The organism is Pseudomonas nicosulfuronedens (assembly GCF_005877905.1).
Classification (GTDB): Bacteria; Pseudomonadota; Gammaproteobacteria; order Pseudomonadales; family Pseudomonadaceae; genus Pseudomonas; species Pseudomonas nicosulfuronedens.
Genome location: NZ_SWDV01000026.1, coordinates 1 through 26372 on the forward strand (window position 1 = coordinate 1; position 26372 = coordinate 26372).

Annotated in this window: 21 protein-coding genes; 7 read left to right on the top strand and 14 right to left on the bottom strand. The window is 64.1% G+C overall.

Going from position 1 to position 26372, the window contains the following annotated elements; genetic code table 11:
- The 7 genes from FAS41_RS19570 to ppsA all read right to left on the bottom strand — a co-directional run.
- Nucleotides 1–301: sigma-70 family RNA polymerase sigma factor (locus tag FAS41_RS19570; RefSeq protein WP_138525111.1), on the bottom strand; the 301-nt coding region annotated here is incomplete at its 3' end.
- Between the two features lie 73 nt (nt 302–374).
- Nucleotides 375–1199, bottom strand: a complete 825-nt coding sequence (locus tag FAS41_RS19575) for a mechanosensitive ion channel family protein (protein ID WP_045208529.1) — start codon at nt 1197–1199, stop codon at nt 375–377.
- Between the two features lie 2 nt (nt 1200–1201).
- Nucleotides 1202–1450 (bottom strand): CrfX protein, encoded by a 249-nt coding sequence (locus FAS41_RS19580; protein ID WP_138525112.1) that lies wholly within the window; start codon nt 1448–1450, stop codon nt 1202–1204.
- 54 nt (nt 1451–1504) lie between these two features.
- Entirely contained in the window at nt 1505–2503 is a 999-nt protein-coding gene (locus FAS41_RS19585) for a zinc transporter ZntB (RefSeq protein WP_138525113.1), read from the bottom strand.
- A gap of 101 nt (nt 2504–2604) precedes the next feature.
- Complete coding sequence (gene rraA / locus FAS41_RS19590; RefSeq protein ID WP_138525114.1) at nt 2605–3093, bottom strand: ribonuclease E activity regulator RraA; 489 nt, start codon at nt 3091–3093, stop codon at nt 2605–2607.
- A 96-nt stretch (nt 3094–3189) separates the two neighbouring features.
- The gene (locus tag FAS41_RS19595; RefSeq protein WP_138525115.1) at nt 3190–4164 is read right to left on the bottom strand and encodes an alpha/beta fold hydrolase; all 975 of its coding nucleotides are present in this window, start codon (nt 4162–4164) and stop codon (nt 3190–3192) included.
- A 65-nt stretch (nt 4165–4229) separates the two neighbouring features.
- Nucleotides 4230–6599 carry a phosphoenolpyruvate synthase gene (gene ppsA / locus FAS41_RS19600; protein ID WP_138525116.1) on the bottom strand — a complete coding sequence of 790 codons (2370 nt, stop codon included), beginning with the start codon at nt 6597–6599 and terminating at the stop codon, nt 4230–4232.
- Between the two features lie 166 nt (nt 6600–6765).
- Between ppsA and ppsR the strand changes: the two genes are divergently transcribed.
- The 6 genes from ppsR (at nt 6766) to FAS41_RS19630 (ending at nt 13645) form a co-directional block, all read left to right on the top strand.
- Entirely contained in the window at nt 6766–7584 is an 819-nt protein-coding gene (gene ppsR, locus FAS41_RS19605) for a posphoenolpyruvate synthetase regulatory kinase/phosphorylase PpsR (RefSeq protein ID WP_017516884.1), read from the top strand.
- 405 nt (nt 7585–7989) lie between these two features.
- Nucleotides 7990–9387: a DUF3300 domain-containing protein gene (locus tag FAS41_RS19610; RefSeq protein WP_425049174.1), complete on the top strand. Its 1398-nt coding sequence runs from the start codon at nt 7990–7992 to the stop codon at nt 9385–9387.
- Between the two features lie 10 nt (nt 9388–9397).
- Nucleotides 9398–10291, top strand: a complete 894-nt coding sequence (locus FAS41_RS19615; protein ID WP_138525118.1) for a DUF2950 domain-containing protein — start codon at nt 9398–9400, stop codon at nt 10289–10291.
- A 284-nt stretch (nt 10292–10575) separates the two neighbouring features.
- The gene (rloA, locus tag FAS41_RS19620) at nt 10576–11118 is read left to right on the top strand and encodes a retropepsin-like aspartic peptidase RloA (protein ID WP_024765709.1); all 543 of its coding nucleotides are present in this window, start codon (nt 10576–10578) and stop codon (nt 11116–11118) included.
- Between the two features lie 4 nt (nt 11119–11122).
- A complete protein-coding gene (gene rloB, locus FAS41_RS19625; RefSeq protein ID WP_138525119.1) occupies nt 11123–12655 on the top strand; it encodes an osmotic stress tolerance membrane protein RloB in 1533 nt (510 codons plus the stop codon).
- A gap of 3 nt (nt 12656–12658) precedes the next feature.
- Nucleotides 12659–13645, top strand: a complete 987-nt coding sequence (locus tag FAS41_RS19630; protein ID WP_138525120.1) for an alpha-L-glutamate ligase-like protein — start codon at nt 12659–12661, stop codon at nt 13643–13645.
- Between the two features lie 282 nt (nt 13646–13927).
- Here FAS41_RS19630 and FAS41_RS19635 read toward each other — a convergent pair whose 3' ends face one another.
- From FAS41_RS19635 to FAS41_RS19665, 7 genes are all read right to left on the bottom strand, one after another.
- Entirely contained in the window at nt 13928–15064 is a 1137-nt protein-coding gene (locus tag FAS41_RS19635) for a MalM family protein (RefSeq protein ID WP_425049027.1), read from the bottom strand.
- A gap of 55 nt (nt 15065–15119) precedes the next feature.
- On the bottom strand, nt 15120–16718 hold the full coding sequence (locus tag FAS41_RS19640) for an outer membrane protein transport protein (protein ID WP_138525122.1): 1599 nt from the start codon (nt 16716–16718) through the stop codon (nt 15120–15122).
- Nucleotides 16719–16736: 18 nt separating this feature from the next.
- The gene (locus FAS41_RS19645) at nt 16737–17741 is read right to left on the bottom strand and encodes a transporter (protein WP_138525123.1); all 1005 of its coding nucleotides are present in this window, start codon (nt 17739–17741) and stop codon (nt 16737–16739) included.
- Nucleotides 17742–17789: 48 nt separating this feature from the next.
- Nucleotides 17790–18551, bottom strand: coding sequence for a C39 family peptidase (locus FAS41_RS19650; RefSeq protein ID WP_138525124.1), 762 nt, complete (start codon nt 18549–18551; stop codon nt 17790–17792).
- 88 nt (nt 18552–18639) lie between these two features.
- Nucleotides 18640–19095 carry a DUF6160 family protein gene (locus tag FAS41_RS19655; protein ID WP_138525125.1) on the bottom strand — a complete coding sequence of 152 codons (456 nt, stop codon included), beginning with the start codon at nt 19093–19095 and terminating at the stop codon, nt 18640–18642.
- A 231-nt stretch (nt 19096–19326) separates the two neighbouring features.
- Nucleotides 19327–22050: a winged helix-turn-helix domain-containing protein gene (locus tag FAS41_RS19660; protein ID WP_138525126.1), complete on the bottom strand. Its 2724-nt coding sequence runs from the start codon at nt 22048–22050 to the stop codon at nt 19327–19329.
- Between the two features lies 1 nt (nt 22051).
- Nucleotides 22052–24760 (bottom strand): winged helix-turn-helix domain-containing protein, encoded by a 2709-nt coding sequence (locus FAS41_RS19665; protein ID WP_138525127.1) that lies wholly within the window; start codon nt 24758–24760, stop codon nt 22052–22054.
- 162 nt (nt 24761–24922) lie between these two features.
- On the opposite strand from FAS41_RS19665, the gene pabB reads away from it, so the two are divergent.
- Complete coding sequence (pabB, locus tag FAS41_RS19670) at nt 24923–26266, top strand: aminodeoxychorismate synthase component I (protein ID WP_138525128.1); 1344 nt, start codon at nt 24923–24925, stop codon at nt 26264–26266.
- Nucleotides 26267–26372: the final 106 nt, after the last annotated feature.

The window sequence follows — 26372 nt, forward strand, 5'->3', positions numbered from 1 at the left end:
ACTGGGTAATGCACTCGTTGTAAGTGATGCTGTACAGCCAGGTCTTGAACTTCGACTTTCCCTCGAAGTTCTTCAGACCATACAGCACCTTGAGCATGACCTCTTGACACACATCATCGGCGTCCCGGTCGTTGCCCAGATAGCGCGCGCAGACGTTGAAGAGCGTGCGCTGGTAGCGGCGCATCAGCTCTTCATACGCCCGCGTCACGTGGTAGAGCTCCTCGTGGGAACGCTCCACCAGCTCCTCGTCGGTGAGCTGGCGCGGGTCATAGCGCAAGGACAGTGATTGCGGCTTGTTCAAGTCGGGTCGGGCCAGGTCAAGTCAGCGTCCGGCGCGGCTTTCGGCAAGCCGTACCGGTAATCGGTCATCATCTTCAGCGACTGGTTACACGCTGATCGAGCAGGATGCGGTTGGCGATCGACACCAGCTCACCCTCGTCTGTCAGCAGGATAGTCTTGATGGTACCAATTTCCTCGATGATGCCTTCGACATCAGCCACTTTCACCTGTTGTCCGACCTGATACAGCTCCCGCACGTATATGCCTGCGATGATCTGCCCCGCCACCTCGCGGCTGCCCAGGCCCAGGGCCAACGCAGCAGCCAGGCCGATGGTGATCAGCACGATGGCAATGATGTAGTTCAGCAGGTCGGTCTTGACCTCGAGCTGGCCGATGGCCACCGAGATGCTGATGATGATGACCAGCCACTGGGCAACGCGACCCAGGCCGTTGGCGTACTCGAGGCCGACTCCGTCGGCAGCGCCGCGCACCAGGCTGTTGGCCAACTGGGCAAGCAGGATGCCGACGATCAGCACCAGCGCCGCACCGAACACCTTGGGCAGGTACAGCGCGAGCATGTCCAGGGTTGCCGAGACGCGCTGCAGGCCGAGGGATTCCGCCGCGGAAACGAGGAATACCAGCAGCACGAACCAGTAGATGATCTTGCCGATCAGGGTCGAGACCGGCACCTGGATGCCGGCACGGGCCAGCAGCTTGGTCAGGCCGGTGCCCGCCATCAGGCGGTCGAGGCCGAGCTTGGCCAGCAGCTTGGAGAGCAGCGCATCGAGCAGTTTGGCGACGACGAAGCCGAGCAGCACGATCACCAGCGCGGCGAGCAGGTTCGGGATGAACCCGGCCAGCTTGCCCCACAGGGTGTTCATGGCGGTGAGCAGGCTTTGCGTCCAGATGTCGAATTGCATGTTCAGTCGGCCTTGTCAGCGGAAGGGGCGGAATTCTGCGCGTGGCGCGTGACGGGTGCAAGGTGCGCGGCGCCACGGCTCACGCCAATGGACAGGGCCTGGAACCAGTGCCCCATCAGGCTGAACAGATCGCCTGCGCCCACCTGGCGGTTGGCGGTCTTCAGGACACGATCCAGGCGCGAATCGTCTCCCGGCTGTTCCGGGGGCATTCGCAGCAGATCGCGCAAGGATTCTTCAAATGGGTCGTGCATACGCACCTCGCCTGTGTGAGGTGCTTGACGCCCCCATCACCTCAAAAGTCACACCTAGAGCCAACGCATGCGGCGGAAGATCCACCATTGGAAAGCCACTATCCCGAGGATCACCACGCAAGCCGCGGCAAAGCCGTAGGGTGCGTCGGAGCCGGGAATGCCGCCGACGTTGATGCCCAGGAGACCGGTCACGAAGCTCATGGGCAGGAAAAAGCCGGTAATGATACCAAGCAGGTACATGGTGCGGTTCATCCGCTCGGTAATTCGACGATGTTCGGCTTCCTGGATCAGGCTGATGCGCTCGCGCACCAACTCCAGCTCTTCCAGGTTGCGGGTCAGGCGGTTGTAGAGCTCGTTCCAGTAATCCGCGTCGTCGGCCACTGTCCAGGACGCCTTGAAGCGAATCATCTGTGAGTAGATTTCCCGCTGCGGCGCCAGGTAGCGGCGCAACCCCGCGGCACGTCGTCGCAGGGCGCGCAACTGGTGCTGGTCGGGAATGCTGCGCTCGTCCTCCTCGATGGCCTCCTCCATGGCGTCGAGCTGGTCGGCGAGGCCGCCGATCAGGGTATCGACGCGATCGGTAAGGTAGTGTGCGAGGTACAGCACCACCTCCGAAGCCGTCTTCGGTCCGCGCCCGGCATCCAGGTCGGCACGCAGGTCAGCCACCGCCTTGAGCGGACGCAGACGCAGGGAAATCACCCGTTGCGACTCGGCGTAGACACGCAGCGAGACCATGTCCTCGGGCACAGCGCCGGGGTTCAGGTTGACCCCTCGCAGAAACAGCAGCAGGCGCTCGCCGCCCAGGTCCACCAGGCGCGGACGGGTGGCCTCCTCCAGCAGGAGGTCGCAGGCGAACTCATTCAGGCCACTGGACTCGCGCAGCCACAACTGAGCCTCCGGCACACCACGATCCCAGTGTACCCAGAGGCTTTCCTCGGGCTTGAGATCCAGCAGCGGCAACTCACTGCGGGTGATCCGCCGGCCGCCGCCGTGACCGTCCAGCACGAAGCCATCGATCAATCCGCGCTCCGTGCCGCTTTCGTACTGCTGCATGCCCTTTTCCTTCGCTCAAGGTCGCGTTCGCGAGGCTCCATGAAAAATGCCGGAAGCTTTCGCTTCCGGCATTGACCTGAACCTTAGCTGGAAGGTTCGAATTATTCCGGCATTTTCAACGCTTTAGGCGAAACGATAATGCCGTTGTTGTCGGCATAGACGAACTCGCCCGGGCGGAAGGTGATGCCACCGAAGGTCACGGCGACGTTCAGGTCGCCGATGCCACGCTTGTCGGTCTTCATCGGGTGGCTGGCCAACGCCTGCACGCCCAGGTCGGTCTGCGCGATCACGTCGACGTCACGGATGCAGCCGTACACCACGATGCCTTCCCAGCCGCTCTTGGCAGCCTTCTCGGCCAGCATGTCACCCAGCAGGGCGCGGCGCAGCGAGCCGCCGCCATCCACCACCAGCACCTTGCCCTTGCCGTCCTTCTCGACCTGCTCCTTGACCAGCGAGTTGTCTTCGAAGCACTTGATGGTGACGATCTCGCCTCCGAAGGAGTCCCGCCCGCCGAAGCTGCTGAACATCGGCTCGACGACCTGGACCAGCTCCGGGTAGGCATCGCACAGATCGGGGGTGACGTAATGCATGGAGAAGCTCCTCTTGATGAAATCCGGCAGGGCTTCAGGCCTGGATGTGACCGAAAGCCGCAATGGCGTCACAGTCTACTCCCTGCCACGCCAAGCTCAAGCCTGCGCCAGAGCGCCCTGCCCCTCCGGCAATCCAGCGTGGTCCAGCCAGTGTTGCAGCAATGGCCAGACTTCGCGCTGGGCGCCCTTGCTGATCAGCATCTCGATGTGACCGAAATCCTCCGAGAAGCCCTGGCGCCGCCCCAGGCGCAGGTACTCGCGCACCTCGGAGCCAAACTGCTCCAGCAACTTGCGACAGGCCCAGGCCGGGTCCTGGACATCACCGTCGGAGGCCACGGCCAGCACTGGCACGCGAACATTCTGCAGACCGCCCCACCAGTCGTTGTCCTTCTCGCCGAAGCGACCGAACAGGCTGTACCAGTGCAATGCCTCCAGGGCGAGCCCCAGCGGCTCGTCTTCCGGCCCGCGCTTGAGCCGTGAACCAGACAGGCCGCCCATGCGCCTGAGCAGGAAGCGCCCGCCCCAGGCCACCGGGGGCAGTTTCAACGGCCAATAGGTACGACTGACCTGGCTGCCACACAGCGCTGCGGTGGCGGCCTGCCGCTCATCCAGGTAGCCGCCCCCCAGGGCGGCTGCCAGGGTTACGCCGCCCAGGGAATGGCCGATCCAGTGCGGGGCCTGCCCACTCTGCTCGACAACGAAGTTGGCGATGGCCGGAAGATCGAAGCGGGCGTAATCAGCCACGCGATTGTGATCGTAGTCCTCGTTGCGCGGCGACAGGCCGTGGCCACGCATCTCTGGAATCCAAACATCGAAACCGGAGCGTGCCAGATGGGCACCCAGCCCAATCCCCTTGGGTGAGAACCAGAAGCGTCGATTGGAGAAGCTGCCGTGCAACAGGATCACCGGCACGCCGCGGCGCCCATCCGGAAGCCCCAGACGAGTGACGGCCAGCTCGACGCTGGAGTCCGGGCTGTTGTTGGGCTTGAGGCGGTAGACGTCTTCGGTGAGGTCGCCGCGCAGTTCCGCACTCAGGAGAGCGACGGGAAAGAGTTGACTGCTGCTTTGCATGGAATCGCTTGCATAAAAAAGGGCGGGTGAAATCACCCGCCCTTTTCAGGATGGTAGAGAGGCTGTCAGGACTGGCCTTCAGCGAGGAAGAACCAGGTATCGAGGACCGAGTCGGGGTTCAGCGACACGCTCTCGATGCCCTGCTCCATCAGCCACTTGGCGAGGTCCGGGTGGTCCGACGGGCCCTGGCCGCAGATGCCGATGTACTTGCCGGCGCGGTTGCACGCCTGGATGGCGTTGGACAGCAGCTTCTTCACCGCCGGGTTACGCTCGTCGAACAGGTGCGCGACGATGCCCGAGTCACGGTCCAGCCCCAGGGTCAGCTGGGTCAGGTCGTTGGAGCCGATGGAGAAGCCGTCGAAGAACTCGAGGAATTCGTCAGCCAGCAGGGCGTTGGACGGCAGCTCGCACATCATGATGACGCGCAGGCCGTTCTCGCCGCGCTTGAGGCCGTTGGTGGCCAGCAGGTCGACGACCTGGGAGGCTTCGCCCAGGGTGCGGACGAACGGCACCATCAGCTCGACGTTGGTCAGGCCCATCTCGTTGCGAACCTTCTTCATCGCGCGGCATTCGAGTTCGAAGCAGTCGCGGAAGGACTCGCTGATGTAGCGCGAGGCGCCACGGAAGCCGAGCATCGGGTTCTCTTCTTCCGGCTCGTAGAGCTTGCCGCCGATCAGGTTGGCGTATTCGTTGGACTTGAAGTCCGACAGACGCACGATGACCTTCTTCGGCCAGAAAGCGGCGGCCAGGGTGCTGACACCCTCGACCAGCTTCTCGACGTAGAAGCCGACCGGATCGTCGTAGCCGGCGATGCGCTTCTCGACGCTTTCCTTGATATCCGCCGGCAGGCTGGAGAAGTTCAGCAGCGCCTTGGGATGCACGCCGATCATACGGTTGATGATGAACTCCAGACGGGCCAGGCCCACCCCTTCGTTCGGCAGCTGGGCGAAGTCGAAGGCGCGATCCGGGTTGCCGACGTTCATCATGATCTTGAACGGCAGGTCAGGCATGGCGTCGACCGAATTCTGGCGGACGTCGAAGCCCAGTTCGCCTTCGTAGATCAGGCCGGTATCGCCTTCGGCGCAGGAGACGGTCACGCGCTGGCCGTCCTTCAGCGCCGCGGTGGCGTTGCCACAGCCGACGACTGCCGGGATACCCAGTTCACGGGCGATGATCGCGGCGTGGCAGGTACGGCCGCCACGGTTGGTGACGATGGCGCTGGCGCGCTTCATCACGGGCTCCCAGTCCGGGTCGGTCATGTCGGAGACCAGTACGTCGCCCGGCTGGACCTTGTCCATCTCGGAAACGTCGTGGATCACCTTCACGGGGCCGGCGCCGATGCGCTGGCCGATGGCACGACCCTCGACCAGGACCTTGCCTTTTTCCTTGAGCAGGTAGCGTTCCATCACGTTGGCGCTGGAACGGCTCTTAACGGTTTCCGGACGGGCCTGCACGATGTACAGCTTGCCGTCGTCACCGTCCTTGGCCCACTCGATGTCCATCGGACGCTCGTAGTGTTTCTCGATGATCAGGGCCTGCTTGGCCAGCTCGGTCACTTCGGCGTCGGACAGGGCGAAGCGGGCGCGGTCTGCCTTCTCCACGTCGACCACCTTGACCGATTTACCGGCCTTGGCTTCGTCGCCGTAGATCATCTTGATGGCCTTGCTGCCCAGGTTGCGACGCAGGATGGCCGGGCGACCGGCTTCCAGGGTCGGCTTGTGGACGTAGAACTCATCGGGGTTCACTGCGCCCTGTACCACGGTCTCGCCGAGACCGTAGGCGCCGGTGATGAACACCACGTCACGGAAACCGGATTCGGTGTCCAGGGTGAACATCACGCCGGCAGTACCGGTTTCCGAACGGACCATGCGCTGCACGCCGGCGGACAGGGCGACCAGCTTGTGGTCGAAGCCCTGGTGTACGCGGTAGGCGATGGCACGGTCGTTGAAGAGGGAGGCGAAGACTTCCTTGGCCGCGCGGATCACGTTGTCCACGCCGCGGATGTTCAGGAAGGTCTCCTGCTGGCCGGCGAAGGAAGCGTCCGGCAGGTCTTCGGCGGTGGCGGAGGAACGCACGGCCACGGCCATATTGTCGTTGCTGCCGGCCATCTCGGCGAAGGCCTTGCGAATCTCGGCATCCAGACGCTCTGGGAACTCGGCGTCCATCACCCACTGGCGAATCTGCGCGCCGGTCTTGGCGAGTGCGTTGACGTCGTCCACGTCCAGGGCGTCGAGTGCCGCGTGGATGCGATCGTTCAGGCCGCTCTGCTCGAGGAAGTCACGGTAGGCCTGGGCGGTAGTGGCGAAGCCACCCGGTACGGAAACGCCGGCACCGGCGAGGTTGCTGATCATTTCGCCCAGGGATGCGTTCTTGCCCCCCACATGTTCGACATCGTGGACGCCGAGCTTATCGAGGGAAACTACGTACTCTACCAAGGTGATCTCTCCACTAAGTGTTGGAAAAGGTCATACAAGTCGGTGCGGCCCCACCCTGTCTGGCCGGAGCCGGAAAAATGGGTGAGAATGCCCCGGCAAAGGGCCTTGCAAACGCGGGGCCTATCATAACCAGGATTCGATCCTACCTATAAGGCCCGCAGCGCACATGAAACGAACTGCATTCTTCATTTCCGACGGCACCGGCATCACTGCCGAAACCCTCGGCCAGAGCCTTCTGGCGCAGTTCGAGAACATCAATTTCACCAAACTGACACGACCTTACATCGATACCGAAGAAAAGGCGCGCGTCATGGTACAGCAAATCAACCGGGCTGCGGAGGCGGACGGGGCAAGGCCAATCATCTTCGATACCATCGTCAATCGTGAGATCCGTTCGGTCCTTGCGCAATCCAACGGTTTCATGATTGACATCTTCTCGACCTTTTTGTCACCGCTCGAGCAAGAATTATCCTCAGACTCGTCGTATTCCGTCGGAAAATCCCACAGCATCGGCCATAACCCGCACTACATGGAGCGGATCGATGCGGTGAACTTCGCCCTCGACAACGACGATGGTGCCCGCACTCACTACTACGACAAGGCCGACCTGATCCTGGTCGGCGTCTCACGCTGCGGCAAGACGCCCACCTGCCTCTATATGGCCCTGCAATACGGCATCCGCGCGGCAAACTACCCGCTGACCGAAGAAGATATGGAGCGCCTGCAGCTGCCCAACGCGCTCAAGCCCTACAAGCACAAGCTGTTCGGCCTGACCATCGACCCCGACCGGCTCACCGCCATCCGCCACGAGCGCAAACCCAACAGCCGCTACGCCAGCTTCGCCCAGTGCGAATTCGAGGTTCGCGAGGTGGAGAACCTGTTCCGCCGCGAGAACATCGCCTACATCAACTCCACGCATTTCTCGGTGGAGGAAATCTCCGCGAAGATCCTGGTGGAGAAAGGCGTCGAGCGTCGCCTCAAGTAATCACCAACACCTTGCTCACTTTCCTGCTTGCAGCGGCTGCCCCTACCGGCCGCTGATCTTTCCGGCAGCCTTTCGCCGCTGCGCCTATCATTCTCCAGACCCACGATTTACCCGTGACCTATGTCATGGGGCGGGCATTCCACTGCACCGGCACAGGAGAGCGCCATGCGAGGATGTCAGTATCTGGTTCTGGCCGTACTACTGGCGCTGTCGGGTTGCGATTCGGACGAGCCGCCCAAAGCCAAGACAGCCACCACGAGCCCCCCAGCCGCCAATCAACCCGCCGCCGAACCAGCGCCTCCGCCGGCTCCGGCACCTGCTCCCGCGCAGCCCGCTGCAGCGCCACCCGCCCCCGCGGCAGAGCAGCCCAGCCAGGCGGTGTTCACCCCCGAGCAGTTGGACCAGATGCTCGCCCCCCTGGCGCTGTATCCCGACTCACTGCTGGCTCAGGTGCTGATGGCGACGACCTACCCCGGCAACGTGGCCGACGCGGCAGCATGGTCGAAGGCTCACCCCAAAGTCAGTGGCGATGATGCCGTCAAGCAGGTGGCAGATCAGCCATGGGACCCGAGCGTCCAGTCGCTGGTTGCCTTCCCGCTGGTACTGGCCACGCTGGGGCAGGACCCGGCCTGGGTCCAGCGCGTCGGCGATGCCTTCCTGGCCCAGCCCGACGCAGTGATGGACTCCATCCAGCGCCTGCGCCGCCAGGCCCAGGCCGCCGGCAACCTGCAATCCAACGAGCAGCAGACTGTCACCGTGAAACCGGCGCCACCGGCCACCGCTCAGCCGTCTACGGCAGGCGGCACCGAGGTGGTGCAGCAATCGGCACCCGCTCAAACGATCATCATCGAGCCTGCCGATCCGCAGGTGGTCTATGTCCCCAGCTACAACCCCACGCAGGTCTATGGCTCCTGGCCCTACCCGGCCAGCCCACCGGTCTACTACCCGCCACCTCCCGAATACCCCGTTGCCACCGCACTGGCCACCGGCCTGGCGTTTGGCGCAGGAGTTGCCATCGTCGGCTCGCTCTGGGGTGACTGTGACTGGGATGATCACGAGATTGACGTCGACGTGGAGCACTACAACAACTTCAACAGCAACCGGAACGTCAATCGCAACGTGAATCGCGAGTTCAGCCAGAACATCAATGGCAATCGGGCAGCCTGGCGCCATGACCCGACCTATCGTAATGGCGTTCCCTACCGCGACGCCCGCAGCCGCGAGCAATACAACCGGCGCCTGTCCGGTGGCGAGCAGCGCGAAGCCATGCGCGGATTCGACTCGGCCCGCGCGCAAGAGCGCTCCCGTGCACGGGAAAGCCTGACGCAGCGTGGCATTGCCCCGGCAGCGAACAACCAGCAGGCGCGCGAGCGAGCTCAGGCGGCGACCCGCGATCTGCGTGACAACCCGCAAGCCCTCCAGCGCGCCCAACAGGCCAACCGTGAACCCCGCGACGCCAGTCAGGCCCGTGAACGCGCGCAGAACGCCACCCGCGAGCTGAAGAACAACCCTGAGAACCGGCAGCGGGCGCAGAACGCCATGCAGAACCGTAGCAATCAGGTACAGCAACGGCCCCGGGCGCAGAACAACCAGCAGATCCGCGAACAGGCGCGCCAGCAGCATGCCCGCACCCAGGCTCCGCGCAACAATGCCTTCGCCGGCGCCAACAACCCGCGACAATCCCGCGAATTCGCCAACCGTGGCCAGGTCAGTCGCGCTGCTGCCAGCCGGCCGCAGGCGGCACGCGCCGGCCACACCGTGCAACGCCCCGCCCGCGCCCCGCGTGGCGGCGGACGCCGATAGGAGACGAGCCATGCCCATCGCCTCGCGCCTGCTGGCGCTCGCGCTCCTCGCCGTCCTCCCCGCCAGCCTGCTGGCCCAGGACAGTTTCCCCACTCCCGACGCGGCCGCCGACGCCTTCATCGCTGCGCTCGGCACCGAAAAAGCCGACCCCGAACGACTGGCCGCCCTGCTGGGCAAGGACTGGCAGAGCTACATTCCAACCGCCGGCATCGACCGGGACGAAGTGGACGCCTTCCTCGCCCACTACAAGGACAAGCACCAGATCGAGCAGGACAATCCCCACCTCGCCCACCTGGTCGTCGGCAACGATCCCTGGACCCTGCCCCTGCCGATCGTCCATGAGAAGAACGGCTGGGCCTTCAACGCCAAGGCCGGCGGCGAGGAAATCCGCATTCGCCGGATCGGCCGCAACGAGGAATCGACCCTGGAGGCGGTGCAGGCCTACCACGATGCGCAGATGGACTACGCCGAAGTGGACCGCAACGGCGATGGCGTCCTGGAGTACGCGCAGAAGTTCGTCAGCAGCGACGGGCACCATGATGGGCTGTACTGGCCGGAGGAAGATGGCGGCGAGGAAAGCCCGCTTGGCCCGCTGTTCGGCGACGAACTGCCGGGCGACGGCTGGCATGGCTACCACTACCGCATCCTCACCGCCCAGGGCCCCTCGGCACCCGGTGGCGCCTACGACTACCGGATCGGCGGCAGGATGACCCGCGGCTTTGCCCTCATCGCCTGGCCAGTGAAGTACGGCGACAGTGGCGTGATGAGCTTCATGATCAGCCACGATGGCGAGATCTTCTCCAAGAACCTCGGCCCGGAGAGCGACAAGATTGCCAAGAAAATGAGTCGTTTCGACCCGGACAGCAGCTGGACCGAGGTCACTGCGGAAGAAGAAAAGCCCTGAGTGACTGAACCTGTCCGGCCGCCCGCCGGTCGGACGGGTTCACGGCAGGCCCGTCACGCGCACTGGCTCCCGGCAGGCTCGCGCAGACCTGTCATGAGCCTGAAACAAATACCCTGCCAACGCGCCAACCGACTGTCGCCAGCGAAAAACCACATGATAGAATTCGGCGCGCTATTGCCTGGCGTCACCAGGCCACGCCAGCCGGCATACCGGCCAAAGCCACATGGGGTGACGACCGGGGCGTTTCTTTTCAAGGCTTTGCGGCCACTCACTCATCAAGGCCCATGAGACTCAAGCCCACTGCCCTGCTCCTCTTCCTGAGCATCTTCCTGCTTCCCGGCATCAGCGCCGCTGCCGGCAAGACCGTCTATGGCCTGAACGAATACGCCCGGATCAACGACCTGGACATCGAACTGGCCGCCAAGCTCGACACCGGCGCCAAGACCGCCTCCCTCAGCGCCCGCGACATCAAGCGCTTCAAGCGCGATGGCGAGACCTGGGTGCGCTTCTACCTGGCCACCGACACCGCCGACAGCCAGCCGATCGAGAAACCCCTGGCGCGCATCAGCAAGATCAAGCGTCGCCACGGCGACTACGATCCCGACGAGGGCAAGGCCTACACTGCACGTCCGGTCATCGAGCTCGAGCTGTGCATGGGCAAGGCCCTGCGCACCATCGAAGTGAACCTTACCGACCGCAGCGCCTTCCAATACCCGCTTCTGATCGGCTCCGACGCGCTCAAGCGCTTCGGCGCCCTGGTCGACCCGAGCCTGAAATACGCTGCCGGCAAGCCCGGCTGCCAACCCGTAGCGAAACCTGCCGAGTAATCCCATGCGCTCTCTTACCCTGCATCTGAAGGTCCTGATCGCCATCCTGCTGACGCTGGGCGTCGCGATCACCGCCTACCAGATCTTCGTCCTCGGCATTCCCATGACCGAGGCCGAGACCGACGACCTGTGGAACATCGACGCCAAGGTCGAGTTCGTCGCCACACCGAAGACTCCGGTGAAGGTGCAGATGTTCGTACCGCCGCTGACCCAGGATTACATCAGCCTCAACGAGAGCTTCGTCTCCAACAACTACGGCGTTGGCATCAACCGCTCCGACGGCAATCGCAAGGTCACCTGGTCCTCGCGCCGCGCCAACGGCCAGCAGACCCTCTACTATCGCCTGGTGCTGACCAAGCGCTATGCCGGCGCCACCGAGAAGGCCAAGGAGAAGGGCCCGATCTTCCGCGACAGCCTGCCCCTGGAAGGTCCGGACAAGATCGCCGCCGAAGCCCTGATCGCGCCCATCCGCCAGCACTCGGCGGACGTCGAGACCTTCGTCAGCGAAGCCATCAAGCGCGCCAACAACCTCAACGATGACAACGTGAAACTGCTACTGGCCGGCGACACCAGCCTGGACAAGCGTTCTCACGTGGTCGAAACCCTGCTCGCGGTGGCCCACGTGCCGCTGGAGCGCGTGCACACCATCCGCCTGGTCGCCAACCAGCCGCAGCAGCCCGAGCTTTGGCTGCGCAGCTACAACGGCAAGGAGTGGCTGTACTTCAACCCGGAAACCGGCGAACGCGGCCTGCCCAACGACCGCCTGATCTGGTGGCTGGGTGACGAGAGCCTGCTGTCCATCGAGGGCGGCAAGAAAGCCCAGGTCAGCTTCAGCCTCAACAGCAGCGAGATGAACGCCATCCGCCTGGCCAAACTGTCGGACGAGAACACCGACGCGGCCTTCCTCGAGTACTCGCTGTACGGCCTGCCGCTGTCCACCCAGCAGACTTTCCAGATCATGATCATGATCCCGTTCGGCGTACTGGTGATCCTGATCCTGCGCAACCTGATCGGCCTGCAGACACTGGGCACCTTTACTCCGGTACTGATCGCCCTTGCCTTCCGCGAGACCGGCCTGCAGTGGGGCATTGGCCTGTTCACCGTGATCACCGCGCTCGGCCTGTCGCTACGCTCGTACCTGGAACACCTGAAGTTGCAGATGCTGCCCCGCCTGTCGGTAGTGCTGACCTTCGTGGTAGTGATGATCGCCGCCATCAGCCTGCTCAGCCACAAGCTCGGCTTCGAGAGCGGTTTGTCGGTCGCCCTGTTCCCGATGGTGATCCTGACCATGAGCATCGAACGCCTCTCGATCACCTGGGAAGAGCGCGGCGCGGCCCACGCCATGAAGGCCGCCATCGGCACCCTGTTCGCCGCCGCCCTGGCGCACATCCTGATGCGCGTACCGGAGCTGGTGTACTTCGTGTTCACCTTCCCGGCCGTACTGCTGATTCTGGTGTCGTTCATGCTGGCGATGGGTCGCTACCGCGGTTACCGCCTGACCGAACTGTTCCGCTTCAAAGCCTTCCTCAAGGACTAAGCCATGTTCGGCCTGATCAAGCGATGGAAAGCCCTGGAAGCCAAAGGCATCATGGGCATCAACCGACGCAACGCGGACTACGTGCTCAAGTACAACCAGCGGCACCTGTACCCGATCGTCGACGACAAGATCATCACCAAGCAGCGCGCCATCGAGGCGGGCATCCACGTACCGGAAATGTACGGGATCATCTCCACCGAGAAGGAGATCGAACGCCTGCCGGAGATCATTGGCGAGCGCAGCGACTTCGTCATCAAGCCGGCGCAGGGCGCCGGCGGCGACGGCATCCTGGTGATCGCCGACCGCTTCGAGGAACGCTACAAGACGGTCTCAGGGCGGATCATCAGCCATGAGGAAATCGAGCATCAGCTGTCGAGCATCCTCACCGGCCTGTACTCCCTGGGCGGCCATCGCGACCGCGCGCTGATCGAGTACCGGGTGACCCCGGACCAGATCTTCAAGAGCATCAGCTACGAAGGCGTGCCGGACATCCGCATCATCGTACTGATGGGCTATCCGGTCATGGCGATGCTGCGCCTGCCGACCCGCCAGTCCAACGGCAAGGCCAACCTGCACCAGGGCGCCATCGGCGTGGGCGTGGACCTGGCCACCGGCTTGACCCTGCGCGGCACCTGGCTGAACAACAAGATCAGCAAGCACCCGGACACCACCAACGCGGTGGACGGCGTGCAGTTGCCCAACTGGGACGGTTTCATGAAGCTCGCCGCCGGCTGCTACGAACTGTGCGGCCTGGGCTACATTGGCGTGGACATGGTGCTGGACCAGGACAAGGGCCCGCTGATCCTCGAGCTCAACGCCCGTCCCGGTCTGAACATCCAGATTGCCAACGACTGTGGCCTGACCCTGCGCACCCATGCCGTCGAGGCGCGCCTCGCCGAGCTGGAGGCCAAGGGTGTGAAGGAAACCGTGGAAGAGCGCGTGCGCTTCTCCCAGCAGCTCTTCGGCCACGTGCACCCGAAGGAAGTCTGAGGCGACCTACCCCATGAAAAAGCCCGGCCATTGCCGGGCTTTTTCATGGGTGACCACAGGGAAGCAGACCCGTAGGGCGCATAACCTGGAACAGGTTATCCGCCGGATACTCTATGGCGGATAACGCTGACGCGTTATGCGCCCTACGCAACTTCGGCAATGAGCGTTGGCGTGAAACTGTAGGAGCGAGCTTGCTCGCGAACGGATTCACGGGCAACTCCGCCGCTGCCCGGTTCGCGAGCAAGCTCGCTCCTACGAAAAAACATCGCCCCCGCGCACAACTCAGCGCACCACGGCCAGCTCGAAGCCTCCCTGGTCACCGTGCTCGCGCACTTTCATCCCCGCCTCGTTCACTGCCAGGTCTTCCAGCGGACGCTTGTAGGGCTTGTTGTCGAGGGTCTGCAGGCTGCGGTCCTCGTCGGTGGTCAGTAGCAGCACATAGCGCTCGCCTTGGTTGGCACGCACCGGAATGGTCCCTTCGATGAACGCATAGCGGTACCAGGTCTCCGGATTGAGCTTGTACACCGCGTCGCTCACCAGCCGGGTCGGGCGCTTCTGTTCGTCGAGGAACAGTAGCGACGGATAGACCACCTGGTGGTTGGCGAAGCTGCGCACACGCAGGCCGTAAACGCGCTGGGAGCTGGGCAGCTTCATCGCGACGAAGTAGCTCTTGCCCATGGGGAAGTCGAAGCTCGGCGAGAACCTGTTCAGCTCCTCGTAGCGTGGCTCCTCGGCCGACAGCTCGGTGAAGTCGCCATCGCCCATCTGATCGCAGCAGCGCCGCTGCAGGTCGACGTAAAGGTCGTCCAGGGTCTTGCCGCTGCCCTTGAGCAGCGCCTTCATGGCGTCGGTCTGCTCGCCGGTGCCATCGAGCCCCGGCAGGTTGTTCGGGCGCGCCTTCAGGTCGACCTGCCGGCCCTCGGTGAAGGCGATATTGCTGCCATCCTGCTCGCCCCGACGGAACGTCTCGCCGCGCTGCTGCGCGGTGATCGGCGAGTTGCGCACCTGCCCCTTGTCATCGACCCAGGTGAAGTATGGGTTGCCATTCTCGCTGCGGACGAAACCGCGGTCCTCATAGGATTCCGCGTCGATGTACTCGGCTGAATGATCGCCGTTGGGCAGCACGTAATCGGCACGCCCGGGCGCGACCTGGCCGGCGGCATAGAAGCTGTTCTGCAGGTTGCCCTGGGCATCGACCCAGGTGAAATAGCGACGCTTGCTCTCCCCCGCCGGCTTGCTACCTGGCCATTGCGTGGCGCTGACATCGATCAGCCGCGCGCGGTCGCTCTGATCGATGCGCTTGTCCGCCTGGCGTTGCTGTTTGGCATAGCTGTCGTCGACGAAGGTGTTGTGCACCTGGCCGCTATCGTCGATCCACGACAGGTAGCGGCCGCTGGCTGCGTGCACTGGCGCGCTCATGCCGGCGGCGGCGACGCAGGAAATCAGGAGGGTCAACCTGCCCATGTCCATGCCCTCAGAAGGTGGTGCGGTAAGTCATGGCGAAGACGTAGGCCTTCACCGTGGTGCTGACATCGAGACCGGCATAAGGGTTGTACACCAGGTTGTCGATGCCGGTGCAGTTCAGGTTGCAGCTGGTGCCCGCCTTGATGCTCTGCTTGGAGACGAAGTAGTTGAAGCCCAGGTCGATCACCGTGTCCTTGTCCCACTGGTAGCCCAAGCCCAGGCCGTAGAGGTTGGCATCGCCGATGGGCACCAGTGCATCGGCCTTGTCCTTGGGAATCGCCGAGGGGCGATATTCATAGCCGGCGCGCAGTTGCAGGCGGTCGTTGACGTCGTACTGCATGCCCATGGCATAGCTCCAGGTGTCCTGGTAGCCACGGTCAAGGATGATGCTGTGGTCGGTGGCGCCGTTGGGGGCGAAGTTCTTGGCGATGCGCAGCAGGTCGAGTTCCTTGTCGAACTCGATTTCCAGCTTGTTCCAGTCGCTGTAGTCGGTCCACTTCAGGTCGAAGTTGAACTGCCACTTGTCGAACGGGCGCACCTTGATCCCGGTGGAGAAGCTGTCCGGATTGACCATGTTCAGCGTCGCCACGCCGTGCTCTTCCTCGGCGTTGCCATAGGGGAACAGCGGGCTCAGGAAGGCGCCGAACACCGAGCTCTGCATGCCGGACCAGAAGCCCTGCCAGTCCTTGGTGTAGTCGACGCGGTACTTGCCCTTGAGGTGCATGCGCGACTCGCTCTGGTAGGTCGCGCCCCAGGCGAACCAGTCGTAGGGCTCCCAGAGCACACCCAGGTTGAAGCTCGGCGAGAGGGTCTGCTGCATGTCCAGCTTGAGGTTGGCCAGCGAGTCGTACGGGCCGATCCGCCCGCCGCAGACGTTGAACACCAGCTCGACGATTTCCTGCGCGCCGGGCACGCAGGTGGTGTCGTGCAGGGTCTGCAGCAGGCCGGTGAGCAGGCCGGGGTTGCGGAAGTCGGTATCCAGCGCCATGGCCTGGTGCGAGAAGCCGATCGAAAGGCCCGCCGACAGCGTGTCGTTGACCTCGTAGCCCACCGAGGGCGAGAAGTAGGTGATGCGTTGCAGCGAGACGCGGCGGCCTTCGTAGCGCGCCGGATCGCTGTCCGAGTCTCGCGAATAGCCCAGCGCCTGGGGCGCGTAGACGTTGGTGGCGAAGGTGAACTTGGAGCCCGGCGGGTTGATCGACAGGCCCGCCAGCGGTGCCACCAGCAACGGCATGTCGGTCATGCCGCCGAGGCCGGGCAGGTACATGGTCGGGGTCAGGGTGCGGCTGTTCTCGCCAGCCACCGGGTCATCGTCCAGGCCGAAGGCAGACGAGCCGTAGTCCGGCGGTGCCTTGAAGCCGGCGCGAATATCCATGACCCCGGTGATCAGCTTGATCTGGGTCTGGCGGCCCTTGAGCTTGGTCAGTGCGGCCGGGTTGTAGTGCACCGCGTCGATGCCAGTGGAATCGGCCGTCACCGCGTTGGCCATGGCCATGGCCTTGGGGTTGCCGATGGTCAGGTCATTGGCCAACTGGGCGTTGGCGAGCGTCGCCCAGCCAAACCCCACCCCTGCCATCGCCACCGCGAGGGGCGAAATGCGCATAGTCATGTAGTGGTCGCTCGTCGGTTACTGGGCTTTCAGGCCTTGGATATCCAGGGGAAGGGAAACCCCCAGCAGTACATCCGGCGAGTCTTCGGTCAGACCGAAACCGGCGTTCACGTTGACGATGTAGTCCGGCGATGTTCGCAGGCCGAGCGAGAAGTTCATGATCGCGCTGGTCTGCTCGGGCGCTTCGACCGTGCGGTCGTTGAAGTAGTACTTGTTCTTGAACGAGTAAGCCATCTGGTAGGAGGTGGCCAGGGAAACGTCGTAGGACAGCGCGTAGGCCATGCCCATGGCGAAGTTGACCGTGTCGCCCGGCACCACTTTCTCCAGTTCTTCGCCGTACTGGTTCTGGTGGATGTCGTCGACCTTCATGTTGTAGGTGTACCCGAGCGAGCCGTAGAGCACGACCGGATCGATCACGTAGGACATGTTGGCCCCGGCGCCCAGGCTGTAGAAGCCGTTGCCGGTGGAAACGTCGTCCTGCACGTTGCCCTTGTAGGGGCTGTCGCCGGTCGGCAGGCCGAGGGTGGCGTAGAGCGTGGTGACCGGACGGCCACGGCCCGCCGCCCAGGGTTGCCAGCGCAGGGTCGCGGAAATGTCGCCCAGGCTGTAGGCATGGATGTCGCGCTCGGTGTCGTACTTGGCCACGAACGGCAGGCGCATGCTGAAGGTCAGGTTGTCCCAGATGCCGTAGTCGAAGGTGAAGGAGTTGGTGAAGGTGTGCTGCGCCTCGCTCTGGGCCAGCACGCTGTAGACGTTCTCGCCGCTGCGCACGGCCTGCAGGCGCGTGTCGCGCATCAAGGTGTAGTCGAAGCCGTAGGTCAGCTGGCGCTCACCCTTCTTGAGCAGGGTGTAGCTCTTCTCGGCGGCCTGGAATACCTGTTCCAGCGCCTTGGCGCTGTCGGCGTCGGTTTCCTTCTTGGCCAGCGCATCACGCGCGTCTTCATTTGTCGCTTCTTCGGCGATGGCGATGGTACTTGCCAGCAAGGCCAGAGCGGCAACGCACGCAAACCCCTTGAAATCCATGTTGCTATCCCCTGGTCTTGTTCTTATTCGTATGGGCCGATCGGGCGGTCACTTGCGCCGGATGTACTGCACGTCTCCATTCGTGGCGGCTTCGCCAATCTGGTTCTGGGTAATCTTGCTCATCTCCGGGAACTCGCGGAACGCCAGCAGGCTGACGGTCCGGTCGTCCACCAGGCGCAGGTCGGCCTCGCGCAGCTCCAGGGCGTTCCTGGGCTCCTGGCCGCTGGGGTAGATGACGAAGAGCACGTTCTGGTCCCAGATTTCCTCGAAACGGGCGCGGGTGAAACTGATGTTGCCCAAGGCAGGATCGGCAACGAAGACGTGGTCGTTGTAGACATCGCGGACCACGACGAAATGCTTGAAGCCGGCATAGTGGATCGGCACCAGCGCCGGGTGTTCGAGCGAGTCCAGGTCGGAGAACTCGGCACGGAAGCCGCCACTCTTGTAGCCGAGTGCGGCGGCATAACGCTTCATGTCCAGAAGCGAGAAGCCACGGCGCTGGACGATCTTGTCGGCCTCGCCGTACTTGATCAGGCCCTCCATGACCTGACGCTCTTCCAGGTTGCGACCCAGGTAGTAGTCCAGCAGCGTGGTCAGCGCCGCCGAGCCACAGCTGTAGTCGTAGGCCTGGCGAATGACGTTGCGGAACTGCACCTGACTCATCGGTTCGAGCTGGACCGACTCGCGGAAGGGACCGTTGGGCGTGAGCGGCTGCGAGATGTTCACTGTGCCCTGCTGTTGCGGCTTGGTATCCACGGCCTGGGTAAAACCGAACAGGCCCAGCAGGCTTCCCAGCAGAATCTCGAACATCCCACCCCTCTCTTCAATATTGGAAGTCAATCCTGGAAGACCCTTGCCGGCATGCGCCGGCAAGGGGTACTGCGCTTCAACCTCGGGATCAGTGACCCCAGACCTTCACGGTCGAACCAGCCAGGTTCAGGTTGGAAACGGTCAGCGAGCCAATGCTGGCGCCGTTGGTGCCAACCTTGACGGCGTCGATGGTCACATCGCCGTTCACGGTGGGAAGGCCGATGGCGAGCTGTTGGGTGGCAACAGCAGTGGTGCCGCCGACAGGGGTGATGCTGGTGGTCACCACGTCGACAGTCATCGGGGCGTTGTCGGCGATGGTCACGCTCGGCAGGTGGATGCCCTGCAGCACCAGGGAGCCGCCGCCGGTATCGGCGTCCTTGTAGGTGACAGCGCCGATGGAGGCGTTGAAGGTACCGGAAATGCTGATGCCATCCTGGCCGGTGATACCGGACAGTGCAGCGTCATCCATGGATTTCATGTCGGCATGTGCCAGGAACGGAGCGGCCAGAACTGCGCTTGCAAGAACCAGTTGCTTGATTTTCATTGTTATAACTCTCCAGTGTTCAGGTGGGGTTGCCCCAGGCACTGCAAGGGGCGTCCTACCCCGCTGCAGGTTGACCGGCTGCTGCCGATCTTCCAGACCCCCGACTTCTTCCTTAGGCGCCGCGGGTATGGATTCGTGAAGCACAAGGCTTCGCGTCCTGATCTCCAAGCTACTGACCCGCCGTGAACCTGCCAGCCCATCCAAGGGATGGCGCAAAACCAACCTTCTGACTCAAGCTTCGCTGAGCAGTCCCAGACTCTTCCCCTTGAGTACCGCCTGGGTCCGGCTACGCACGCCAAGCTTGGCGAACAGGTTGTGCAGATGCCACTTGATGGTGGCCTCCGACAGATGCACCGCCTGGGCGATATCCCGGTTCGACAAGCCCGCTGCCACGAGTCGCAGGATCTCTCGCTCCCGATGGCTAACATCTTGATTTTCATCGAAACTTTCAGGATCGACAGACAACCTGCGGCACTGCTCGCGAAGCATCTCGGCGACCCCCTGCCAGGCCGATGCACGCTTGGGTTCGGCGGCCTTCCAGGCCTCCCAGAGCGGCAGCAGCCACAGAGCATCGTCCTGGAACAGGCGTCGGTAGCCCAGGTTCCAGGCTTCCTCGAGGGTGGGCGCGAACAAGGCGAAGGCTTTTTCGCTGTTACCTTTCTGCCAATACGCCACAGAAAGTAACAGCGAAAGACGCAGCCGCCGGTCGCGCTGATAGGGCGAGGTAAAGCCCGCCAGGCACGATTCCAGACGCTGCTGAGCTCGCTCGGCGTGGCGCTCGGAAAGTGCCAGGCGCGCCTCCGCCATCACCAGCGCCGCATGGGCATCGGCATAGCGTTCGGCGTTGAGCCCCGACAGGTGCCGCGCCAGTTGCAGGCACACGCGCTCGGCCTCGTTGGGCCGTCGCATCCACAGCAACAGCTGCACCTTGCAACTCATGGCCAGTGCATGCACCCGCTCGTAGCCCGGCGACTGCAGGCCAACCAGCCATTCGTCGAGCTGGGCCAACCCTTGTTCGGCCTCGCCGGCGAAGAACCGCGCCTTGGCCATCACCAACTGGCCGCGGCTGATCAGCTCCACCGGCGTGGCGACGTCGCGCCAGGTGGTCGCCAGCGGTAGTTCGGCAAGGATCGCCGCGTGGCGATCCTGCTCGTACAGCAGGTCCGCGTAGGCCAGCGACAAAGGTCCGCCAACGCGGCTGCGCCGGCCGAAGACCCGCTCCACGCGGCTGCGCGCGCTCTCGGCGATAGTTCGACCGCGCTCCAGCTCGCCGCGCTCCTTGCAGATCAAGGCCTCGATCATGCTGACCACGACCTGCAGGTACTCGCTGTCGGCAATGCGCAGGCAATCGCGGGCGACACCGATGGCGTTGGCCGCTTCGGCGTAGTCCCCCAGCAGCGCATAGGCCGCCGCCTGGATGCACGACAGGCTGGCGCGGAACACCGGCTGGTTGCCCGGCACCAGCGCCAGCCACTGGCGCGCCACCTTCAGGCAAGCTTCCAGTTTGTCCTGGTAGAGCAGCACCAGCGCCTTCAGCACCTGGGCCACCGCGAGCAACTCCGCCATGCCGAAGTGGCGCACCTTGCCCTGCCCCTGCAGCAGCCGGACGCTGAGCTCTTCGATCAGCGCCTCGGCCTCGGCGAACTTCTGCTCGAAGGCCAGCTGCCAAGCGTAGAAAATCTGGAACACCGGGTGCTCGCGGATCACCTCGGCGGGGATGCTGCTGAGCATGCCGAGGATGCCGTAGACGCGGTTGCCGGCGATCAGCTTGGCGCCCTGGCGCTCCAGCAGGTCGGCGGCGAAGGCATAGTCACGGGCGCGCAAGGCGTACTTGATCGCACGGTCGGCCATGTCACGCCCCTCACACCAGCGCGCGGCAGCATGCAGCAGCGGTGTCGGATCGGAATTGCGCGCCAGGCGGCCCTGGAGGAATTCGGCGAACAGGTGGTGATAGCGGAACCACTCGCGCTGGTCGTCCAGCGCGATGATGAACAACTGCTCGTTCTGCAGCCGCATCAGCATATCGAGGCCATCGCGGCGCCCGGTCAGGGCATTGCACAGCTCAGCGCAGAACTCGTCGAGCACCGAGGTCTGGTCGAGAAACTGCTGCAGCGGTTCGGGCAGGCTGCACAGCACGTCCTCGGCGAGGTAGTCGGCAAGGTCGCGCTCGGTGCCGGAAAGCCCCTTGAGCAGCGCCGCGCGGTCCGGGTTGCGCGCCAGCGCCAGGGCGGCTAGGTGCAGCGCGGTAATCCAGCCTTCGGTGCGCTTGTGCAGCAGCTTGAGCTCGCTGTCGCTCAGGGCCAGGCCCTTGAGCTGCGTGAGGAAGGTGTCGGTTTCCTCGCGGGTCAGGCGCAGGTCGTCGCCGCTCAGGCAGAAGGCCCAGGGCGCCAGGCCCGGCTCGTCCACCAGGAAGCGCGGGCGGTAGCGGGTGCTGGTGACCAGCCGTATGTTGTCCGGCAGGTGCTCGATCAGGTAGCGCGCCCCATGGGCCAGCGCCGGATGGCGGATCTGATGGAAGTCGTCGAGCAGCAGGTAGAGCGGCCCGTCGAGACGGCGCAGGTCGGAGAGGAAGGCGTCGATGATGCCTTCCAGCGGCAGGGTCATGTCCGACTGCAGCAGGTTCGAGGTATTGGTGCCGAAGTCCGCCTCGACGCTGCGAATGCTCGCCACCAGGTACTGCACCAGGCGTTGCGGCTCGCTGTCCCCCTCATCGCAGGACATCCAGGCGACCCGCGCGCCACCTGCCAGCAGGCGCTCGCGGAGCAGACTGAGAATGGTGCTCTTGCCGAAGCCGGCCGGTGCGCTGAGGATCAGCACGCGCTGCTGGCGGTTGGCATACAGGCGGTCGATCAGGGCACGACGCGGCAGCAGCGAATCGCTGTCGGTGCGCGGTGGAAACAGCTTGGTGCGCAGCAGCGGCATGGGCTGCTGCGGCAGTGTGGTCAGGGTCGTCATGTCAGAGCAGACTCAGCTCGCGGGCACGGCGTATCGCTTGGGTCCGATTGCGCACCTTGAGCTTCTCGTAGATGTTGTGCAGGTGCCATTTGACGGTGCCCAGCGCCAGCGACAACTGCTGGCCGATCTCCTCGTTGGAGAGTCCCTGGGCCGCCAGGCATACCACCTCGCGCTCGCGGTCGGTCAGACCTTCTTCGAGCACCTCGGGCGACCTGCGTGCTTCCTGCCCCGGCCAGACGGTCAACATTCCGCGAATGAAGACCTGCAGCGCCGGTTGTCGCTCGGTGGACTCCAGTTGCTGCAGCAACTGGCGAATCCCCTCGCCTTCCTCGATGAAAATGCTCCGCACCCCTTCCCGCTCGGCGCCGACCAGGCATTGGCCGAGCAGGCTGTGGGAACGTTCCTGGTAGCCCAGGCGCTGGTAGCTCAGGGCCGCCAGCAGGTCCAGGCGCAGCCGTTGCAGGCCGTGCCAGCCCGGCTGCAGCATGCCGCGCAGCTGGGTGATTTCGTGCAGCGCCTCGCTGAAGTGTCCGCGCGCCTGCAGCAGCCGCACCCGGCTGATGCCCTGCACCCAGAGCACCGGGTTGAACGGCATCTGCTTGTAGTGGCTGGCCAGCTTGGCCCAGTCGATGGCCTTGAGCCGCTGCTCGGCGCGCTTGCAGCGGTCGGTGGCGGTCTCCTGGAGGATCAGGTTGATCTCCTCGCCCACCGCCATGGCAAAGAAGCGCCAGGACTGATTGCGCGAGGCCAGGGTCTGCATCAACCCCAGGGTAGCCAGGGCCTCCTTGCCGCGCCCCTGCAGGCGCTGGATGCGCGCCAGGCATTGCATGCCCTGGGCGTACAGGTCGATGGGGTTGACCACGTCGACCCGACCCAGCGCCCAGCGCAGGCGCTCTTCCAGGCCGTCCAGCTCGGTGCGGTAGTAGGCGGTCAGCGCTTCGGCGATGGCCGGCAGCGCCAGGGCCTGGGAGCGTTTGTCGAACAGCGGCATGGCCTGCTCGCGCACGCGTTCGATGAGCATCTGCGCCTGCTTGACCTGGCCCTGCTCCAGCGCCAGCACCACTTCGATGGTGCACTGCTGCATGTGCAGGTAGCGGCCGTCGAGGAAATGGTTGCGCTGCTGCGCCAGCCCCATCAGGCGGCGCGCCTGCTCCGCGTGCCCGCGGATGACCTGGGCGAAGGCGCCGATCAGCAGGATCGCACCTTCGAGAAACGCCGAGTTCTGCCCCAGCTGGCTTTCCACCTTGCGCGCCAGGGTGATGCACTGTTCAAGGTCGTCCTTCTGCAGCGCCAACACGGCTTTCACCGCCAGCGCCGAGAGGTACTGATTGCCCATCGGGCCGTTGCCGCGCGAGTCGCCCCAGCGCGCCAGCAGCTCGTCGATCATGCGGTTGGCTTCGGGCAGGCTGAGCTCCGTGGCACGGGTCCAGACGTCGCTCAGCACGAGGATCGGGTAGCGCTCGGCGATCTCGTTCGGCACGTGCTTGCGCCAGCGCGAGATCAGGTAGAGCTGGCCTCGGTTGATCAGCTCCAGGCCGCAGCCGTCGACCAGCGCGGCGAGCATTTCCGGGTCCTCGGCGAGGCAGGCGTGCTCGATGGCCAGGGTCGGCATGTGGTGATTGGTGAACCACAGGCTGGCATTGAAGTGCAGTTGCTTGAAGCGCTCCGGGTCGCGCTCGCGCAGGCGGGCGCGGAGGAAGTCGGCGAACAGCTGGTGGAAGCGGTACCACTGGCGGTCACGGTCCAGCGGCAGAAGGAACAGCTGCATGCTGTCCAGGTGTTCCAGCAGCGCCTGGCCGTCCTGGCGACCGGTCAGGGTGTTGGCCAGGTCGCCATTCAGGCGATTGGCAATCCCCAGGGACAGCAGTGCGCCCTGCACATCGGCGGGAAGACGCTCGAACACCGCGCGCAGCAGGTAATCGCCTACCGCCGCCTTGTCGCTGCTTAGCAGCTTGAGGTCTTCCGGAGCACCCGGCTGCTGGCGCAGCCACAGGCTGACCAGATGAACCCCCGCCATCCAACCTTCGGTCTGGTTGTGCAGCGACTGCAGGCAGCTATCTTCGAGTTGCAGGCCATCGCGGGCCAGGTATTCGCGGGTTTCGTCGCGGGACAGGCGCAGCTCGTCCTGGCCGATCTCCAGCAGCAGCCCCTTGGCGCGCCACGTGGCGAGGTTCAGCGGCGGCTGGGAACGACTGCCGATGGCCAGGGTGAGGCCGGGCGGCGCGTACTGCACCAGGCGATTGAGGCCGGCGAAGACGTCGGAATGGGTGATCTCATGCAGGTCGTCGAGTACCAGCAGGACCTTGCGCTCGTCGCGGGCGAGGTCCATCAGCAGGCTTTCCATGACCGCGACCACGGGCACACGCATAGTGTTGTGCACGTAGCCCAACGCATCCTCGCCAGTGCCGGGCACGGCGGTGGCGAGGGACTGGATGAGTTTCAGGCAGAAACGGCCGGGATCGTCGTCGTCGCTCTCCAGGGAGAGCCAGGCAACCTGATGTCCCTCGCTCGCACGCTTGCCGGCCAGTGCCGCCAGTGCGGTGGTCTTGCCGAAACCGGCGGGAGCCGAAAACGACAGTATCGAGGCATAAGGATGACGGTCCAGGGCATTCTGGACCTCGGGACGAATCAAATAATCAGCAGGCACCCGAGGGGGTGTTAATCTGGAGCGCAGAAGGCTGCCGGCTGCGGGCTCTAGCACTACATCCACGGCCTGTATCCCTATGTCATTATCGTTGTTGGTACGGAGCACTGTCCGCGTGGGATTCGTCACTTCTTATCAGAATGCTTTTCCTACGTAAACTGAAGAAATAGCTCTAGGATCGACACTTCAGCCGACCTGATCACCTCATTTGCCTGCACGCTGTTACCCATGCCTGACTGTTTTTTGTACCCGCTTCCTTACCGGGAAGACCCGGGCGAACGCTTCGCCCTGATCCATCGGGCACCCGGCGCCGTACTCCTGGACGCCGGTCGACCCATTGCCACACGTGGACGCTATGACCTTCTGAGCGCCTGGCCATTGGCAGAACTGGCACCAACCGCCGACGAATCGGCCAAGGGCTTTTTTGCCCGCGCAAGAGCCGCCTTGCAGAGCCTGGGCGAGGCAAAAGTCCCAGACAATCGCAGAGTGCCATTCGTCGGCGGAATGATCGGCTATCTCGGTTATGACTTCGGCCGGCGCGTCGAGCATTTGCCCGAACCGAACCTCGACGACCTCGCCCTGCCCGATGCGCGCCTGGGCCTGTACGCCTGGGCGCTGGTCACCGACCACGAGGAATGCAGCAGCCAACTGGTCTTCCACCCATCGCTGGCCAGGAGCGAGCGAGAGCGCCTGATCGCGCTGTTCGAAGGTGCTCAGGAAGATGAAGCGCTGCCGCCCTTCCGGCTCTGCGCACCATTTCGTCCGGACCTGAGCCGCGAACAGTACCGAGAAGCGCTGGAGCGCGTGCACAGCTACATCCTCGCCGGCGACTGCTACCAGGTGAACTACACCCAGCGCTTCCGCGCACCTTGCAGCGGCTCGCCCTGGCTGGCCTACCGCGCACTTCGCGAGGCATGCCCTACGCCTTTTGCCGGTTACCTGGCATTGCCTGAAGGCGCAGTCCTCAGCCTGTCACCGGAGCGCTTCATCCAGCTCCATGGCACCCAGGTGGAAACTCGCCCGATCAAGGGCACCCGCCCGCGCGGTAACACGCCCGAGGCCGACCAGCAGAATGCCGACGCCCTGCTTGCCAGCGAGAAGGACCGTGCCGAGAACCTGATGATCGTCGATCTGCTGCGCAACGACCTCGGCCGCAGCTGCCGACCCGGCAGTGTGCGTGTTCCCGAGTTGTTCGCGGTGGAGACCTATCCCAACGTTCACCACCTGGTCAGCAGCGTGCGAGGCGAACTGGCAGAAGGAAAGGACGCGCTGGACCTGCTCGAAGGCAGCTTCCCTGGCGGCTCCATCACCGGTGCGCCGAAGGTCCGCGCCATGCAGATCATCGACGAACTGGAGCCGACCCAGCGCAGCATCTACTGCGGCAGCCTGCTCTACCTCGACGTACGCGGCGAAATGGACAGCTCCATCGCCATCCGCACCGTGCTGGTGAAGGACGGCCAGGCAAGTTGCTGGGCCGGCGGCGGCATCGTGGCCGACTCCGACTGGGAAGAGGAATACGAGGAATCGCTGACCAAGGTAGGCGTGCTGCTGCGAACCCTGGAAAGTCTGTAGGAGCGAATCTTGTCCGCGAACCGGCCGACAGGCCTGCCTGAAGGGCATCGCGGACAAAGTCCGCTCCTACAAAAAGCGCCAAAAGAAAAAGCCCCGCATCGGCGGG